Here is a 16894-nt window from a genome sequence, read left to right as displayed (position 1 = left end):
GGTCATCGTCCGCGCCGGACGGATCCCGGCCGCGGCCCGTCATACCGCTGCTCGTGACCCTGGCTGGAACGCAGTTGCCACGGCACGCTGGCGACCAGGACACCGGGGGTGAAGAGCAGCCGCGACTTCAACCGTAATGCGGACTGGTTGTGCAGCAGCTGCTCGTACCAGCGGCCGACGACATACTCCGGGATGTACACCATCACCACGTCACGTGGGCTGTCCCGGCGAATCGTCTTGACGTACTTGATGATCGGGCGAGTGATCTCGCGGTATGGCGAGGAGATGATCTTCAGGGTCACGGGGATCTCGCGACGCTCCCACTCCTCCTGCAGGGCGCGCGTCTCCTCGGGATCGACGTCGACCGTGATCGCCTCGAGCACCGAGGGCCGGGTCGCCCGCGCGTAGGCCAGCGCACGCATCGCCGGCTTGTGCACCTTGGAGACCAGCACGATCGCGTGGACCCGGGACGGCAGCAACTGGTCGTCGGCCGACTCGGCGAGCCGCAGTTCCTCGCTGACGTTGGTGTAGTGACGCCGGATCTGGACCATCAGCGCGAAGAGCACCACCATCGCGGCCACCGCGTAGCCGGCGCCGTGGGTGAACTTGGTCAGCAACACGACCGCCAGCACGGTGCCGGACATCACGGCACCGATGGCATTGATGACGCGCGCGCGCTTCATCCTGGCCGGCGTGGTCGGCGGGTCCTCGGCCTTCAGGTTGCGGTTCCAGTGGCGGATCATGCCGATCTGGCTGGTGGTGAAGGAGACGAACACACCGACGATGTAGAGCTGGATCAGGCGGGTCGGTTCGGCGTCATACACGACCACCAGCAGCATGGCCATGCCGGCGAGGATCAGGATCCCGTTGGAGTAGGCGAGCCGGTCGCCGCGGGTGTGCAGCTGCCGGGGCAGCCATCCGTCGCGGGCGAGGATCGAGGCCAGCACCGGGAAACCGTTGAACGCCGTGTTGGCCGCCAGCACGAGGATGACACCGGTCACGACGGCGAGGAAGAGGATGCCGGGCGGGAAGCCGTGGAAGACCGCGTGCGACAGCTGGCCGAGCACGGTGTCCTCGTTGTAGCCCGTCACCGGCTTGCCGTGCAGCAACAGGTTGCCGGGGTGGTCCGGGTCCTGGATGTGTATGCCGGTCCAGTTCGCCAGCGTCACGATCGACACCAGCATCACGACCGAGATCGAACCCATCAGCAGCAGGGTGGTGGCGGCGTTCCTGCTCTTCGGCTTCTTGAACGCGGGCACACCGTTGGAGATCGCCTCGACACCGGTGAGTGCCGCACAGCCGCTGGAGAACGCCCGCAGCAGCAGGAAGATCAGCGCGATCTGGCCGAGGGTGTCCATGTGCGGCTGCGGCGCCAGCGTGAACTTCGCGCTCTCGGCCATCGGCAGGTCACCGGCGAGCTTGCGGACCGTGCCGACGATCGCCAGCGCGATGACGCCGAGCATGAACAGATAGACGGGTATGGCGAAGAAGCTGCCCGACTCGCGCACGCCACGCAGGTTCATCGCCGTCAGTCCGACGATCAATAAAAGGGCCACGATCACCTCGTGGCCGTGGATCCCGGGCATCGCGGACGCGGCGTTCTGCACACCCGAGGAGATCGACACCGCCACCGTGAGCGTGTAATCGACCAGCAACGCCGAGGCGACCGTCAGCCCGGCCTTCGGGCCGAGGTTGGTCGTGGCGACCTCGTAGTCGCCGCCGCCGGACGGGTACGCGTGGACATTCTGCCGGTACGACGCAACGACCACCGCCATCACGCAGACGACGCCGAGCGTGATCTGCCAGGAGTGGGTGAACGCGAACGACCCGCCGGCCAGGCCGAGGGTCAGCAGGATCTCGTCGGGCGCGTAGGCGACCGACGACAAGGCGTCACTCGCGAAGATCGGCAGCGCGAGCTTTTTCGGCAGCAGCGTTTCGCCGAGTTTGTCGCTGCGCATCGCGCGACCCACGAGGATGCGCTTCAGCGCGCGACCGGTCCCAGACACAACGCGTGAGTGTAGGACTGATCGCGACTCAACCGGACATCCACCACCTGCTGGTCACCGGCGAGTTTGCTCACACGCCATGTCCCGGCCCGTGGTGACGGCGCTCCCCCGGCGCTCGGGTAGCGTTCGGTTCGTGTACTTCGTGATCATGGGTTGTGGTCGTGTCGGCTCCATGCTGGCGCTGAGTTTGGAGAAGCACGGGCACGAGGTCGCAGTGATCGACCGCGACGAGGCGGCCTTCCGCCGACTCGGTCCCAGCTTCGAGGGCCTGCGCGTTCCCGGCATCGGCTTCGACCGCGAAACGTTGCTGCGATCCGGCATCAAGAACGCCGACGCGTTCGCCGCCGTCAGCAGTGGTGACAACTCCAACATCCTGGCCGCGCGGGTGGCCCGCGAGACCTTCGGCGTGCAGAACGTCGTCGCGCGGATCTACGACCCGGGCCGCGCCGAGGTCTACGAGCGGCTCGGCATACCGACGGTCGCGACGGTGCGTTGGACCAGCGACCAGATCGTGCGCAAGATCCTGCCGCTGGGCGCGCTGCCGTTGCACACCGACGCCAGTGGGAAGGTGATGATTGCCGAGATCCCGCCGCACCCATCATGGGTCGGCACCCCGCTGCAGCACATCGAGGAGGCGACCGGCACCCGCGTCGCATATCTGACGCGGCTCGGCGACGGCTTGGTCCCTGAGGCCGACGCCGTCTTCCAGGAGGGCGACCTGCTGCAGCTGAGCCTGCCGGCCGACCGCATGCAGGAGATCGAAGACATCCTCAAGTCCGTCAAGCCGGTCGACTGACCCACGAAACAGCTGTAATCCCAAGGAGATTCGTCAGATGCGAGTTGTTGTCGTCGGCGCCGGAAGCGTGGGTCGTTCGATCGCCCGCGAGTTGATCCTGCGTCAGCACCAAGTGCTGATCATCGACAAGTATGCCGACGAGGACCGCTCCAGCGCGGTCCCCGAAGCATCCTGGCTGCTGGCCGACGCCTGTGAGATCTCCACCCTGCGGGAGGCCAATCTCGAGTCCTGCGAGGTCGTGGTCTGCGCGACGGGTGACGACAAGGTCAACCTCGTCGTCTCACTGCTGGCCAAGACCGAGTTCGGGATCAACCGCACCGTCGCCCGGGTCAACAACCCCAAGAACGAGTGGATGTTCGACGAGGCATGGGGTGTCGACGTCGCGGTCTCGACACCGCGGCTGATGACCGCGCTGGTCGAGGAGGCCGTCAGCGTCGGCGACCTGGTCCGGTTGTTCCAGTTCCAGCAGGGCAAGGCGACGATGGTCGAGATCACGGTACCCGCCGACAGCCCGAACATCGGGGTGGCCGTCGGTCAGTTGCAACTGCCCCCGGACTGTGTGCTGGTCGGCATCATCCGCGACAACGTGCCGATCGCGCCCGGTCAGTACGACGCCATCGAGAGTCTGGACGAGCTGTTGCTGTTGGCGACGCCCGAGGCCGAGCAGTCACTGGGGGCGGTGCTCACCGGCCGACCGGCCGATCAGATCCGCACCCACTCCCCTGCCGGCGACTGAGTCGGTGCGGCTTATCGCGTCTTGATCTCGTACGACGGGTTGAAGATCGTCGGCGTGCCCTTGATGTAGGTGACGCGCCCGGTGACCTTCAGGTAGGTGCCCGGCTCGATGCCGGCGATCTTGCGGCGGCCCAGCCACACGAGATTCATGGTGCGGCTGCCGTCGTCGAGGTCGACGACCATGGCGGGGACGGAGTCGGCCCGAGGGCGCAGGCTCACACTGCGCACGGTGCCACAGCAGCACGCGATCGACCGGTCCGCAGCATCGCAGATCGGGGTCGCACCGAGCTTGCGGGTCGAAGCCCGCAGGTCGTCGCTCTCCAGCACATCGTCCGACTTGGTCAGCCGATCGGTGACCTTGCCCAAGGACGTCTTCCAACCCATCAGGCGCACGCTCCCATCGCGTGGCGGTCGCGGGCTCCCTGCCACGCGTTGGGCGCGCAGGCCTGCTGGCCGTGTTCGAAACCAAAATTCATGTCAACGGACCTCGGTGATCTCCGGGCCGCGTTCGAACGGCTTGAAGTCGTCCGTCGTGTCCGACTTGTCGCCGGTCTGGTCCGGCTTGGCGTTCGGGTCCTGCTCCAGGGCCGCGGCTTCGGCATCGGCCTGGTTCTGGACGTCCTGCGGGATCTGCAGCGGCAGCATCTCGCGCGGCGCACGCGGCTCACCACCACGTGTGATGACCGAGCGGCGCAGGAACTCCACGAGCCGGTCCCCCGTCGCCTCGTCGAGCGCAGCATTGCCGGACAGCACGGCCCGCAGGAACCACCGCGGTCCGTCGACACCGACGAACCGGGCCGGTGCATAGGTGGTGCGGCCGTCCGGGCCCTGGGTGGGCATCCGCGTGTGCAGCTCGATGCCCAACGGGCCCAGCTTCTCCTCGGCGGTGCCGCCACTGCTGAGCAGGTTGTCGGCGATCTCGTCGCGGATGTCGTCCCAGACACCCCTGCTCTTGGGTGCTGCGAAGGCCTGCACCTGACAGGCCGCACCGTCGATGACGGCCGTGATGCCGGTGATCTCCTGGCCCGCGTCGTCGACGTCCAGGCGCAACTCCATGCCGGCCTCGGGCACGATCGCGACGGCGCCGAAGTCCAGGTGACCGTCGAGGTCCTTGACCTCAGAACGGTCGAACGGGCCGTTCGAGCGGTCCAGGTCGTGGGGTCGTGGCAGCCGCGCACGCCGGGCATCCGCGTCGGGCTCATCCTCGGGCCGATCGTCAGGCGCGTCCGACGCGTCGGTCGCGTCGAGTTCAGCGGCGGTGTCGGTGCCGGAGGTGTCGGTGTCCGACTCCTCGACCTGCTCGACGTCGTTGTCCTGCTCGGCCCCGGTCGTGACGTCAGCCGTGTCGGCCTGTGTCTCCTTGGCCTTGCGCCGGAAGATTGCCACTGCGCTCGTGCCCCTCAGTTGATTGTCGTTCGGTGGTGAAGAAGTGGGCGGTCAGCGGCCGCCGAAGCCGCCGCTGTCGCCATGTCCAGTGTCGCCCCTGACTGACTCCGGAAGCGAATCGACCGCCTCCCACTGCACGGCGACGACTTCCTGCACGACCAGCTGTGCGATCCGATCACCGCGGTGCACCGTGAAAGGCACCCGCGGGTCGTGATTGATCAGGTTGACCTTGATCTCTCCCCGGTAGCCGGCGTCGACCGTGCCCGGGCCGTTCAGGGTGGTGATGCCGTGCCGGGCGGCGAGACCCGAGCGGGGGTGCACGAACGCGGCATACCCCTCGGGCAGTGCGATCGCGACTCCCGTTGCGATCATTGCGTGTTCGCCGGGAGCGATGGTCACATCCTCCCGGGCATGCAGGTCCGCGCCCGCGTCACCCGGCCGGGCGTATGACGGCAGCGGCAGCTCGGGGTCGAGCTGCCGCACCGCCACCTGCAGTTGCTGCATCCGTCAGGCCGCGCACTCGGTGCAGACCGGCAGTCCGCCGACCTCCTTGGCCAGCTGGCTGCGGTGATGCACCAAGAAGCACTTGGAGCAGGTGAACTCGTCGACCTGACGCGGAATCACCTGGACCGAGAGTTCCTCGCCGGACAGGTCGGCGCCGGGCAGCTCGAAACCTTCGGCCTGCTCGGTCTCGTCGACGTCGACGTTGGACGTGCTCTTGTCGTTGCGTCGTGCCTTCAACTCCTCGATCGAGTCATTCTCGAGGTCGTCGTCGGTCTTTCGTGGAGCGTCGTAATCTGTTGCCATCGCGTGCCTTTCCCGTCTCGTCATCGCCCTGTACGCACAGCTGGGCGGAAGTTTTCTTGGTCTTCGGCCGCAATAACGCTGGAGGCTCGCGTTTTGTGCCCGGACCGCGGGGATTTTGCCTCATCGGCGCGGGACGTGATCAGGCGGGGTCCGATGTCGGCCTGTTGGACGCCTCAGCGGTCGACCAGCGGGGCCAGTTTCGCGACGTGTTCGGTGCCCCCGGCGACCACCAGATCCGAGGTCGGAGCACCACCTGCCTGACCCTGCACGAGGCCACCGGCCTCGGTCACGATGAGCCATCCGGCCGCCAGATCCCAAGGGTTCAGGCCGGCCTCGTAGTAGCCGTCGAGCCGGCCGGCAGCCACCGAGCACAGGTCGAGCGCAGCACTGCCCGCGCGCCGGATGTCGCGAACCCGGCCGATCAGCTCGGCGGCGAGCGCCGCCTGCCGCTTGCGCTTGTCGACGTCATAGCCGAAGCCGGTCGCGAGCAGGCTCATCGCCAGGTCGCCCTGGGCTGTCACCCGTATGGCGGACGAGCGGCCCGCGTGGTCCAGGAACGCACCACTGCCCAGTCCGGCGTGGAAGAGCTCGTCGGTGACCGGATTCAGCACGGCACCCGCGACCGGACGCCACGCGCCCTCGGTGTGGACGTCTCCGACACAGGCTGCGACCGACACGGCATACGCCGGCAGCTGATAGAGGTAGTTGACGGTGCCGTCGATCGGATCGACGACCCAGGTGACACCGGTCGTGGAGGGCTTGGACGCGCCCTCCTCGCCCAGTAGCCCGTCGCCGGGGCGAGCGGCCTCGAGGCGGGTGCGCAGCAGTTCCTCGCTGCGCTTGTCCATGATCGTGACGACGTCGGTCTCGGTGCTCTTGGTGGCGGCCACTCCGAGATGGTCGGGGCGCTCGTCGACGATCAGGTCGCCGGCTTCGCGCGCGATGGTGCAGGCGATCGTCTCCAGGTCGGCGATCTCGTCGGTGGACAACCGGGGTTCGGTGGAGGTCATGGTGATCAGTCCCGTCCGCAGGCGGCCGGCTTGGCGGTCCGCAGGTTGGGGCAGCATCCCGCCGCGCAGATGGGCGGCATCGCCTCGCCCGGCCAGGCGAGCGCATCGACCCGCTCACCCCGTGCCTGCGCCGCGCGTTCCTCGGCCAGGTCGACCAGGCCCATGACGAACTCCGCGTCGGTGCCCACGGTCGGCACCCGCGTCATCCGCAGGCCGACCTCGGCCGCGGTCTCGGCGGCCTCGGTGTCGAGGTCGTGCACGACCTCCATGTGGTCGGAGACGAAGCCGATCGGCGCCACGACCACGTCGGTGACGCCGCTATCGGCCAGCTGCCGCAAGTGGTCGTTGATGTCGGGCTCGAGCCATGGTTGTTCGGGGCGACCCGAGCGTGAGCAGAAGACGAGCGCACCGCGCAGGTCGCGGTCCAGTGTGATGCCGGCCTCGTCGAGGATCACGTGCGCGATCTCGTCGTGCTGGTGCTCGTAGAGGTTGCCCTCGCCGTCACCCGGCCCCGACGTGTCGTCCATCGCGGTCGGGATCGAGTGCGTCACGAAGACGACGCGCAGCTTGTCGTCGTCCTCCTGGCCGCTCGCCCGCACCGCATCGGTCACCAGCCGCGCGTTCACCCGCGCGAAACTGGGGTGGGTGGCGTATTGCCGGATCTTGTCGACCTGCAGGCTGCGGCCCTCATCGGACAACTGCGAGAGCGCCTCGGCGATGTCCTCGCGGTACTGCCGGCAGGAGCTGTATGACGCGTACGCACTCGTCGTGACCACGAGCAACCGCTCGGTGCCGGAGTCCTGCGCACCGCGCAGCACGTCGGGCAGGAACGGCTCGCTGTTGCGGTTGGCGACCAGCACCGGTGTGGAGAAACCGCGACGTCGCAATTCGGCCCGGATCGCCTGCTGCAGGGCGCGGGTCTGCCCGTTGATCGGACTGCGGCCGCCGCGGGCGTAGTAGTGCTCGGCGACCTCCGCCAACCGCTCGTCGGGTATGCCGCGACCGCCCGTCACCCGGCGCAGGAACGGCATGACCTCCTCCTCGCCCTCGGGGCCGCCGAAGGACAGGACGAGCACTGCGTCATACGGCTCGAGCGCCAACGACTCCGGCGCCGGCTGCCCGGCGGATTCGGGCGTGTGCTCGGCGCCGGGCAGCGGCCCGGCAGCCTGTGGTCGGTCGGGTCGCGCAGTGGGCTCTGGGGGCTCCGCGATCGGCGAGGACATGGGGTGGGCTCCTGGCGAGGGACGTGAGAGGCCGCCCTGGAGTGGTCGGCACAGCCAGCGTACGACGCTCGCGGGGTGGCTTCCGGCGCGCCCTACGGGGTCCGCACCGCGCATCGTGGCATGGTTGACTGCGGCTGATTGCAGCGCGGCTGCAGCTGCCGACGGATCCGAGCTGGACTCGGCGCACCACCGGCTACCTGGGAGAGACGCACATGCGGGAGTTGCGACTGATCGGCGTCCACGACGACGGCGAGCACCTGCTTCTTACCGAGGACGGCGAGGACCGTCTCACGGTGCCGATCGACGATGCGCTGCGGTCGGCGGTCCGGCGCGCCATGCCGGTCCCGTCCGCCGATGTCGACTCGGTGCCGGTGCCCGAGGAATTGCGCCCACGTGACGTGCAGGCGCTGCTGCGCGCCGGCGCATCGGTGGCCGACGTCGCCGAACGCGCGGGGTGGACCGCCGAGAAGGTTCGCCGTTACGAAGGCCCGATCCGCGCCGAGCGCGACCACATCGCCGGACTCGCCCGCGCGATCGCCGTCACCAGCGGCGGTGGCCGTGGCGAGACGACGTTCGGCGAACGTGCCGAGCGGCGACTGGACGGCCGGGGCGTCGATCCCGAGGCCGTCGTCTGGGATTCCTGGCGAGGACGCGACGGCGACTGGACCGTGCTGTGCAGCTTCCCCGCTGGCGGCCGGCCGCGTCGCGCGACCTGGCACTTCGACGTGCGCAGCCGCACCCTCGAGCCGACCGACGACGAGGCGCGCTGGCTCGGCGAGGACGAGAACTCCCCCAGCCCGCTGGCCTCAGCCCGCGAGACCTCGGTCTACGACGTCGAGGCCGAGGGCGGCCTGAATGCCGCCCGCAGCCCGCAGGTGCGCCGTGTGCGCGGCGGCCGGACCTCGGCGACCGCGGTGCCGAAGCAGCCCGAGCCGACGACCGGGACGAAGCCTTCCTCCGCCGAGCCCTCCAAGGACTCGACCGAGACCGGCGAACGACCCGTCGATCTGGTCGCCGCGATGCGCGAGCGCTCCAAGAACCGTCGCCGCAAGGGTCGCGCCGCCACCACTGCGCAGCAGGACTTTCCCGAGGACGCGGCTCCGCGCGAGCAGCTCGACACCTCGGGCGAGGCTCCGCCGGTCGGGTCCCACCCTCGCGAGGACGAACTCGCCGACGTCGAGGCCGCGGCAGGCGAGGCGGCTGCCGGCGACACCGACCGCACTGCGGCCGACGAGAACACCACGCCATCGGTCGAGCATCTGGGCCACGATCCGGTGACCGGCACCGCCGACCTCTTCGCCGACCTGCACACCGAGGAGAGCGCCAAGGAGAGCACTGAGGAGAGCGCCGCGGAGAGTACGGCGAAGCCCGGTGCGTCCGAGGACACCACCGAGGACACCACCAAGGACACCACCAAGGACGTCGGCGACGACTCCGAGGTCAGTGACGAGGGCACCGACGAGGGCACCAACGAATCCAGCGACGAATCCAGCGACTCCGACGATGCCTCCGAGGTCACCAATGAGTCCGAGGAGTCCGAAGGATCCGAGGGATCCGACGATCCGGAGGATGCGACCGACGTCCCGGCCGATGACAAGCCGGCGGAGCGAGCCGCTCCGCGCGACGCGGGCACCGTGGTCCCCGACCGGCCGAGTTCGGCGCGCAAGGGCCGGCCGAGTGTCCCCAGCTGGGACGACATCATGTTCGGCCGGCGACCCGGTCGCGACTGACCCTGATCGACCTAGCGCCAGCCGCCGGGACGCGGCGGGCGCGGGTCCCCGTGACCGCCGGGTCCGTCGGGTCCGTCGGGTCCGTCGGGTCCGTCGGGTCGATGCCTTGACACGGCACTCCGGCGGACACTGATCGTCTCTGCTTGGTCCCGCGGCTGCTGTGCGCCCGGGTGCTCCTCGGCGGGCGTCTGGTCGCCATACATGCCGGGGCTCTGGTAGCTGTCCGGCGCCGCAGGTGACTGCGGCCGACCCGCCGGCCTCCGACGAGGTCGACGCGGCGCAGCCTCGCGGACCCGGCCCGGCACCGGCAGGGACCGGCCGCTGTTCCAGATGAGCACGACGCTCGCCCAGGCGACCAGCACCACGGCGGCGATGATCATGCCCAGTGTGGCGTTCGTCGGGATCGCGACGGCGATGATGCCGCCGATGACCCACGCCAGCTGCAGCAGGGTCTCGGAGCGCCCGAAGACGCTGGTGCGCATGTGCTCGGGGACGGTGTCCTGGATCTGCGAGTCGAGGGCCAGCTTGCCCAGCTGCTGACCCGTGCCGGCCACGAAGCCGACCGCGACCGCGGTCCACACGGTGAAGTGGGCGGCCGCGATCACCACCATCACCGCGTCGGCGATGAGCGTCGCGAGCACGATCGTCTTGGGTGAGGCGATCTTCAGGGCAGCACCGGCGACGGTGCCGACCGAGTTGCCGGCGCCGGCGGCGCCCAGCACGAGGGCGAGCAGCAACGTCTCCTTGCCGCCCCACCCGGCGAACGGATGGCTGCGCACCAGGAACGCGAGAAAGATCGTCAGGAACCCGGACAGCCAGCGCAGGCCGGTGTTGGCGCGCAGTGCCGTGACGACGGCCGGACCGATGCCACGGCCGGTCGCCTTACCGGTGGTCAGCCCCGAGGGCGCCGGTTTCTCACCGACGCTGGAGTCGACCCGTGGCGGCAGCAGGATCGCCAGCACCGTGCCGATCGCGAACAGCAGAGCGGCCACCCGCAACGACCACGCGCCGCCGCCGAATTTGGCGGCGCCGCCGGCGAGCGCACCCGCCATACCGGCACCGACCACACCGGCCAGGGACATCCGTCCGTTGGCCTTGACGAGCGTGAGCTGGTCGGGCAGCAGCCGTGGTGTGGCCGCCGACCGGGTCACCAGGTAGGCCTTCGAGGCGATGAGCACGCCCATTGCGAGGGGGAAGAGCCAGAACGAGTCGGCGGCGATCGCCCCGGCCAGCACCCAGCACAGGAACGCCCGGAGGGCGAGGGTGAAGCCGATGGCCCACCGCCGGCCGTGGCTGAAGCGGTCCAGCAGCGGACCGATCAGCGGTGCCAGGACGGCGAACGGCAGCATCGTGAAGCAGAGGAAGAACAGCACCTGGCCCTTGGCCTGTGCCGAGGACACGGAGAAGAACACCGTTCCGGCCAGGCCGATGGTCAGTGCGGCATCACCCGCCGAGCTGAACGCATGGACCTGGATCAGCCGCGCGAGACCGGTCTCCCCCGCACCCTGCGCCTCGCTCGCGCGGCGGGCGGCATGGACGGTCTTCTTGCTGGCGAGCGCGGTGAGCCGGGCCATCGCACCGGCGCCACGGACGACTCCGCGGCCGGCGGCACGCGCCGTGTCGCGCCCACCGTGCTGGACATTGCCGGAGTCGTCGGGTCCAGCGGGTCGGTCGGATCTCGCGTCGTGGTCGGGACCCGGGCGGTATGGCGCCTGCTCCCGCGTCCGGTCCTCCGGTGGGCGGGCCGGTGGGCGGGCCGGTCGGCCAGGTCCCGGTTGCCGTGCAGCCCACGGGTCGTGGGGAGACGCCCCCGGCGGTGTACGGCGCGGCGGAATCGGCCGCGTGCGCGACGACTGAGGGACGGGTTCGGTGAAGGCCCTGTCACGTTCGTCGCGCCGGCGTTGCCTGCCGGAGCGTCCGTCACGTGTCATGTGTCCATCATGCCAACTTGACGCGGCTGTGAGCCCGGCAACGGGCACAGGTCGAGGTCGAATGGCAGGACTTGGGCGGACGCCGACTGCGACCGGGCGGCGTGGGACGTCATACGCCGCATGTAGTGGCGGCGGCAGAGCACTTCGTATTCGACGACAGCAGGGCTGCCCTGTGCGGTGTCGCCGACGACGACCTGCTCGCCCTCGACCACCATGTCGCCGTCGACCACGCGCGCGTTGTGGGTCGCGCGCTTGCCGCACCAGCACAGCGCCTCGACCTGCGGGACCTGGGTGCGATCGGCGAGTTCGATCAGCCGCCGGGATCCGGGGAAGAGCTGGGCACGGAAGTCGGCGGTGATGCCGAAGGTGAAGACGTCGATATTCATCTCGTCGACCAGGCGGGCGAGTTGCTCCACCTGCACGGGCGTGTAGAACTGCGCCTCGTCGCAGATGAGGTAGTCGATGACCCGGCCGCCGGTGGCCTGTTCGACGACGACCTCCCAGAAGTCCAGCGAGTCCTCGACCTCGATCGCCTCGTGCGACAGGCCCAACCGGGAGGACAGCACCGCGGCGCCGGCCCGGTCCAACTTGGTGAACACCAGTCCGCGGCGCCCGCGAGCGCGGTGGTTGTGATCCAGCTGCAGGGCCAGGGTCGACTTGCCGCAGTCCATCGTGCCGGAGAAGAAGACGAGTTCAGCCACGATCGAACAGCCTACGAGGCGGGCCGGGTCGGCGGCTCACCGTGCCGGGAGGTGGATGAACGGAATCTGCTGCTCGGCGTCGGTCAGCGAGCCGTGCTGACCGATCAGGCTGACGATGCGCGAATTCATCACTCGGGTGTCGACGAATCCGATCGGTGCGTGCACGGCGACGATCACGTCACCGAACCGCGGTAGCACCTCGGGCGAGACCGGGCCGAAGAGCCCGGCCGCGACGGCTTCGTCGCGGGTCATCACCCAGCCGTCGTCGCCGACCCGCGCGGCCCAGGTCGCTGCCACATCGGCCGCCGCGCCCTCGCGGCAGTAGAGCTGCAGGCCACGGGGTTCGCCGCCGACCAGGGTGACGCCGGCGCGCAACTCGCGGTCGCGGGCGACGTCGGTCTTGGCGGAGTCCGGCACGTCGACCATGCCGTGGTCGGCGGTCACGGTGAGTGAGGTGTCGTCGGGCAACATCGTCCGCAGCCGCCGCAGCTCACCGTCGAGCAGCTCGACCGCCTCACCCCACTGCCACGACTCGCAGCCGTGCTGGTGGCCGGTGCGGTCGATGTCGCCCCAGTAGAGGTAGACCAGCGCGCGTGGCGTCGCGCGGGCCGCCCGCACTGCGGCATCGACCAGGGACGCGAGCTCCCGCGCGCCGGTGAAGCGGGCGCCGCGCAGCGCCGAGGTGGTGAGTCCGGAGTCCTCGAACTTCGCCGGCCCGACCATCGTCACAGGAACACCGGCAGCAGCGGTGCGCTCGAACACGGTCGCGTGCGGCTGCCACTGCACGGGGTCGGGGCCGTCGATCCAGTCGAGTTCGTTGAACAGCCGGTCACTCCCGGGCACGCGCACCTGGTAGCCGGCGAGCCCATGTGTGCCCGGTGGCAGGCCGGTGCCGAAGGTGCCCATGCTCGTCGCGGTCGTGGACGGGAAACCTGCGGTCAGCACGCCGGGTATGGCGGGGTCCTGCCCGGCGGCAGCGACCCGCAGGAACGGCGCGTGCCCCGAGCGGCGGCGCAGCAGGTCGGCGCCGAGACCGTCGGCGAGGACCACAACAGCGCGTTTCGCCGCCGGAAGTGGCGCCGCGCCCGCCGCCGGGGACAGCTGCGGACCGCCGAGTGAGTGCACGACGCGGGGCAGCACACCCGCCAGTCCTCCCTCGTCGTATGACGGGGGCGCCCCCAATTTCACCGGCCGGGTCACCGGCCGATGGCGGCAGACAAAGCCGCCGAAAACACCTGCGCCTGCTGCAGGTTGGCGTCGCCATCCGCGTCGGCGCTGACCCGGACGGTCACGTCGTCGCCGGTGATGGTGCCTTCGTAGCCGTGATCGGCGTCGCAGGTCGGGTCGGCGCAGTTGGCCGGCAACAGGTCGACCCGGGAGACCGCGCCCCAGGAGATCGTGAGCGTCACCTCGCGGCCGAACGAGCCCTCGACATACTTCTCGGGGTCGGGGACGACCCGGCCCAGCATGACCCCACGCACGCACGACAGCGGCACGGTCTCGCTGGTGGCCGTCGCCACCATGCCGAGGTGTTGCACCGGCGAATCCGGTGTCGGCGCATGGTCGTCGGCGTGCGCCAGGATCAGCCGGCTGCCCGTCAGCACGAAGACCGTGACGTGGCGCCGGACCGTCTCGCTGTCGATCGTCGTCTCCGCGTGCACCAGATGCGAGGTCACGCTCTCGGTGCCGACCGCGGCGGCCACGACGTCGGCCACCAGCAGCGGGAAGTAACCCGCCTGTTCGATGTCGGCGAGGAGCACGGCCGGCAACGCCGACGCGGTGATCTGCTTACTGGACGAAGACATACTCGTCATTGTCGCAGGTCAGTGGACCGGTCGAAGAGCGGCTGTGGACACCGGCCCTAGGCATCGGTCTTGGGCAGCGAACGGCGCCCGGAGTCGGTGCGCAGCACCGGCGGCGCGACCGTCACCGCCGCCCCGAGGACTTCCAACCCACCCGCATGGGTGTTGACCGGGTTGAGCTCCAGGGACGCGATGTCGGGAAGGTGCTCGGCCAGCACGGAGATCCGCGCCACGACGTCCTCCAGCGCCGTCCGGTCGACCGCCAGTCCGCCGCCGCGGCCGTGCAACAAAGGGGCAGCACGCACGGAGTTGATCAGGTCGCTCACATCCACGGCGGTCAGGGGCGGGATCCGGTAGGCGACATCACCCATCACCTCGGTCGGTGCGCCGGCGAGACTGAACCGCACGACCGGGCCGAAGAGCGGGTCCTCACCCGTCGCGACGACGCACGGGATGCCGGGGACCGCCATACGCTGCACGACAAGGCGATTGGCGTGCAGTGGCGCCAGGCGTTCGTCCAGTGTGCGGTAGGCGTCACGCACAGCCTCGGCGTTCGTCAGGTCGACCCGGACCGCGGTGACCGGCTGGGTCCGCACCAGCGGCGACACCGACTTGACCACGACCGGATACCCCAGCCGGTCCGCGACCTGCACGGCCTCGTCCGCGGACCGCACCGACGTGTGCGGCCACACCTCGATCCCGTATGCCGCGAGGAGCTGCTGCACCTCGGACGGAGTCAGCGGACGGCCGTCGGGCGACGCTTCGAGGACCCGGTCGACCAGCTGCTCGGCGGCGGCCCGGTCGATGCCGTCCGGCAGCACGGGGGCGCCCCGGTCGGTGGCCCGCCACTCCCCGTAACGGGTGGCTGCGGCGAGCGCCCGCACGCCGTCCTCGGGCACGGCATACGACGGCACGAAGCGCTCGACCTGTGTCCGCGGATCGGGGGCCGACAATGCGTCGCTGACTCCGCTGATGCCGAGGAACGTTGTCAGGCAAGGCTTTTCGTGACGTGCTGAGACCTTCGCGAGCGCCGTCGCCAGGCCGATGCCCTGGATGATGATGGGCTGCATCAGCGCGGTGACGACACTGTCGACATCCGGGTCCGCGAAGGCGGCCTCGAGTGCCGTCTCCAACTGCTCGGGGGTGCACTCGGCGGGCAGGTTGACCGGGCCGTGCGCGATCTGCAGCCCCCAGCTGATCGCGTTGTCGGCGGTGAGCGCCCCGAGCGCGTCGGAGTTGCCGACGATCGCCACCCGCGGACCGGACGGGATCGGCTGGTTGACCACGAGTTGGGCCACGTCGAACATCTGGTGCAGGTTCTCCACGCGTATGACGCCCGCCTGCCGCAGCATCGACTTGAACGCCTCCGGCGAGGTGTGGGTCGGCCGGACCCGGTGGCCCGGTGGCACGCCATACGAGGACACACCGGACTTGACCACGATGACCGGCTTCTGCAGCGACAACCGGCGCGCGATCCGGGAGAACTTGCGCGGGTTGCCCATCGACTCCAGGTAGAGACCGACGGCCTCGGTGCTGGGGTCGTCCATCCACCCCTGCATGACGTCGTTGCCCGAGACGTCGGCGCGGTTGCCGGTCGACACGAAGTCGGTCAGGCCCAGGCCACGGCGTTCGGCGAAGTCGAGCACGGCGATGCCGAGCGCACCGCTCTGCGCGAACAGCCCGAAGCTGCCGTTGCCCGGCATCTCGGGAGCGAGGGTGGCGTTCATCCGCACGTCGTCGCGGGTGTTGATCAGTCCGAACGAGTTGGGCCCGGCCACGCGCATGCCGTGCCGCCGGGCGGTGCGCACGAGTTCGTCCTGTAGCTGCGCACCCTCCGGGCCGGCCTCGGCGAACCCGGCCGAGATCACCACCAGCGCCTTCACGTCGTGTTCGGCGCAATCGTGGACGACCTGCATGACTTCGGCTGCGGGCACCGCGATGACGACCAGCTCGACAGGTCCGGGCAGGTCCCTGACGCTGGGATGCACTGTCACGTCACGGATCTCGTGATGGACATTGCGGTTGACGGCATACAGGGCACCGGTGAATCCGCCGGCCTGTAGGTGCTCGAAGACACCGCGCCCGAGCCCGGTCGGCCTGGCGCCGACCCCGACGACCGCGATCGACGACGGTGCCAGCAGTGAGCGCATGCTGCGGGCCTCGGCGCGCTGCTCGCGGGCCACCCGGACCGCCTTCGACTGCTCCGTCGGCTCGATCCGGAAGGACAGCGCCATCACGCCGTCGTCGAACCTGCGCTGCACCGCGAATCCGGCATCGGTGAAGACGCCCATCATCTTGTGGTTCTGCGGCAGCACGTCCGCGGTGAACTCCTGCACACCGGCTTCGGCGCCGATGGCCGCGAGGTGTTCCAGCAGCACCGACCCGACACCGCGGCCCTGGAAGTCGTCGGCGATGTTGAACGCGACCTCCGCCTTCGGCCCGTCCGGGCCGGACAGGCGGTCGTAGCGCGCGACGCCGACCATCCGGCCACCGGCTTCGACGATGAGCGCGACCCGCTCGATGTAGTCGACGTTGGCAAACCGGGTCGCTTCCCGGTCCGACAGGTGCTTCAGCGGCGCGAAGAACCGCAGGTAGATCGACTCGTCGGACTGGCGTTCGTGGAACTCCTTCAACAGGTCCACGTCGTCGGGACGGATGGGGCGCACCTGGGCGACCGACCCGTCCCGCAGCACCACGTCGGCTTCCCAGTCACGCGGATACCCCGGCGGCAACTCCTCCGCGGACATGTCGTCGGTCGAGTTCATGC

General features: G+C 69.7%; 15 protein-coding genes. 3 read left to right on the top strand and 12 right to left on the bottom strand.

The window, feature by feature from the left end:
• Positions 1 to 2: 2 nt before the first annotated feature.
• On the bottom strand, positions 3 to 2006 hold the full coding sequence (locus VG502_RS00725) for an APC family permease (RefSeq protein ID WP_325547764.1): 2004 nt from the start codon (positions 2004 to 2006) through the stop codon (positions 3 to 5).
• Positions 2007 to 2139: 133 nt separating this feature from the next.
• Between VG502_RS00725 and VG502_RS00720 the strand changes: the two genes are divergently transcribed.
• On the top strand, positions 2140 to 2802 hold the full coding sequence (locus VG502_RS00720) for a potassium channel family protein (RefSeq protein WP_325547762.1): 663 nt from the start codon (positions 2140 to 2142) through the stop codon (positions 2800 to 2802).
• Between the two features lie 37 nt (positions 2803 to 2839).
• Positions 2840 to 3538, top strand: a complete 699-nt coding sequence (locus VG502_RS00715; RefSeq protein WP_325547760.1) for a potassium channel family protein — start codon at positions 2840 to 2842, stop codon at positions 3536 to 3538.
• Between the two features lie 11 nt (positions 3539 to 3549).
• Here VG502_RS00715 and VG502_RS00710 read toward each other — a convergent pair whose 3' ends face one another.
• From VG502_RS00710 to VG502_RS00685, 6 genes are all read right to left on the bottom strand, one after another.
• A complete protein-coding gene (locus VG502_RS00710; protein WP_325547759.1) occupies positions 3550 to 3921 on the bottom strand; it encodes an OB-fold nucleic acid binding domain-containing protein in 372 nt (123 codons plus the stop codon).
• 93 nt (positions 3922 to 4014) lie between these two features.
• On the bottom strand, positions 4015 to 4923 hold the full coding sequence (locus tag VG502_RS00705) for a DUF3710 domain-containing protein (RefSeq protein WP_325547757.1): 909 nt from the start codon (positions 4921 to 4923) through the stop codon (positions 4015 to 4017).
• 51 nt (positions 4924 to 4974) lie between these two features.
• Positions 4975 to 5427, bottom strand: a complete 453-nt coding sequence (dut, locus tag VG502_RS00700) for a dUTP diphosphatase (protein ID WP_325547755.1) — start codon at positions 5425 to 5427, stop codon at positions 4975 to 4977.
• 3 nt (positions 5428 to 5430) lie between these two features.
• Positions 5431 to 5730 carry a DUF4193 domain-containing protein gene (locus VG502_RS00695; RefSeq protein ID WP_325547753.1) on the bottom strand — a complete coding sequence of 100 codons (300 nt, stop codon included), beginning with the start codon at positions 5728 to 5730 and terminating at the stop codon, positions 5431 to 5433.
• Positions 5731 to 5903: 173 nt separating this feature from the next.
• A complete protein-coding gene (locus tag VG502_RS00690) occupies positions 5904 to 6740 on the bottom strand; it encodes an inositol monophosphatase family protein (RefSeq protein ID WP_325547751.1) in 837 nt (278 codons plus the stop codon).
• Between the two features lie 5 nt (positions 6741 to 6745).
• Positions 6746 to 7963 (bottom strand): ferrochelatase, encoded by a 1218-nt coding sequence (locus VG502_RS00685; protein WP_325547749.1) that lies wholly within the window; start codon positions 7961 to 7963, stop codon positions 6746 to 6748.
• 212 nt (positions 7964 to 8175) lie between these two features.
• Between VG502_RS00685 and sepH the strand changes: the two genes are divergently transcribed.
• Positions 8176 to 9693 carry a septation protein SepH gene (gene sepH / locus VG502_RS00680; RefSeq protein ID WP_325547748.1) on the top strand — a complete coding sequence of 506 codons (1518 nt, stop codon included), beginning with the start codon at positions 8176 to 8178 and terminating at the stop codon, positions 9691 to 9693.
• Positions 9694 to 9704: 11 nt separating this feature from the next.
• Here sepH and VG502_RS00675 read toward each other — a convergent pair whose 3' ends face one another.
• From VG502_RS00675 to VG502_RS00655, 5 genes are read right to left on the bottom strand one after another with little or no spacing between them, the layout of a single operon-like run.
• Complete coding sequence (locus tag VG502_RS00675) at positions 9705 to 11624, bottom strand: MFS transporter (protein WP_325547746.1); 1920 nt, start codon at positions 11622 to 11624, stop codon at positions 9705 to 9707.
• A complete protein-coding gene (locus VG502_RS00670) occupies positions 11621 to 12325 on the bottom strand; it encodes a thymidine kinase (RefSeq protein WP_325547744.1) in 705 nt (234 codons plus the stop codon). The genes VG502_RS00675 and VG502_RS00670 overlap by 4 nt, the downstream gene beginning before the upstream one ends.
• Before the next feature lie 36 nt (positions 12326 to 12361).
• Positions 12362 to 13525: an alkaline phosphatase family protein gene (locus VG502_RS00665; protein ID WP_325547742.1), complete on the bottom strand. Its 1164-nt coding sequence runs from the start codon at positions 13523 to 13525 to the stop codon at positions 12362 to 12364.
• Entirely contained in the window at positions 13522 to 14130 is a 609-nt protein-coding gene (locus VG502_RS00660) for a DUF5998 family protein (protein ID WP_325547740.1), read from the bottom strand. Before VG502_RS00660 ends, VG502_RS00665 begins: the two co-directional genes overlap by 4 nt.
• A gap of 56 nt (positions 14131 to 14186) precedes the next feature.
• Positions 14187 to 16892 carry a bifunctional acetate--CoA ligase family protein/GNAT family N-acetyltransferase gene (locus VG502_RS00655; protein ID WP_325547738.1) on the bottom strand — a complete coding sequence of 902 codons (2706 nt, stop codon included), beginning with the start codon at positions 16890 to 16892 and terminating at the stop codon, positions 14187 to 14189.
• Positions 16893 to 16894: the final 2 nt, after the last annotated feature.

The sequence above is a fragment of the Flexivirga sp. genome (genome assembly GCF_035551235.1).
GTDB lineage: Bacteria > Actinomycetota > Actinomycetes > Actinomycetales > Dermatophilaceae > Flexivirga.
Note: the sequence above shows the minus strand (reverse complement) of the source record. Positions and strands in the feature narration are given on the sequence as shown.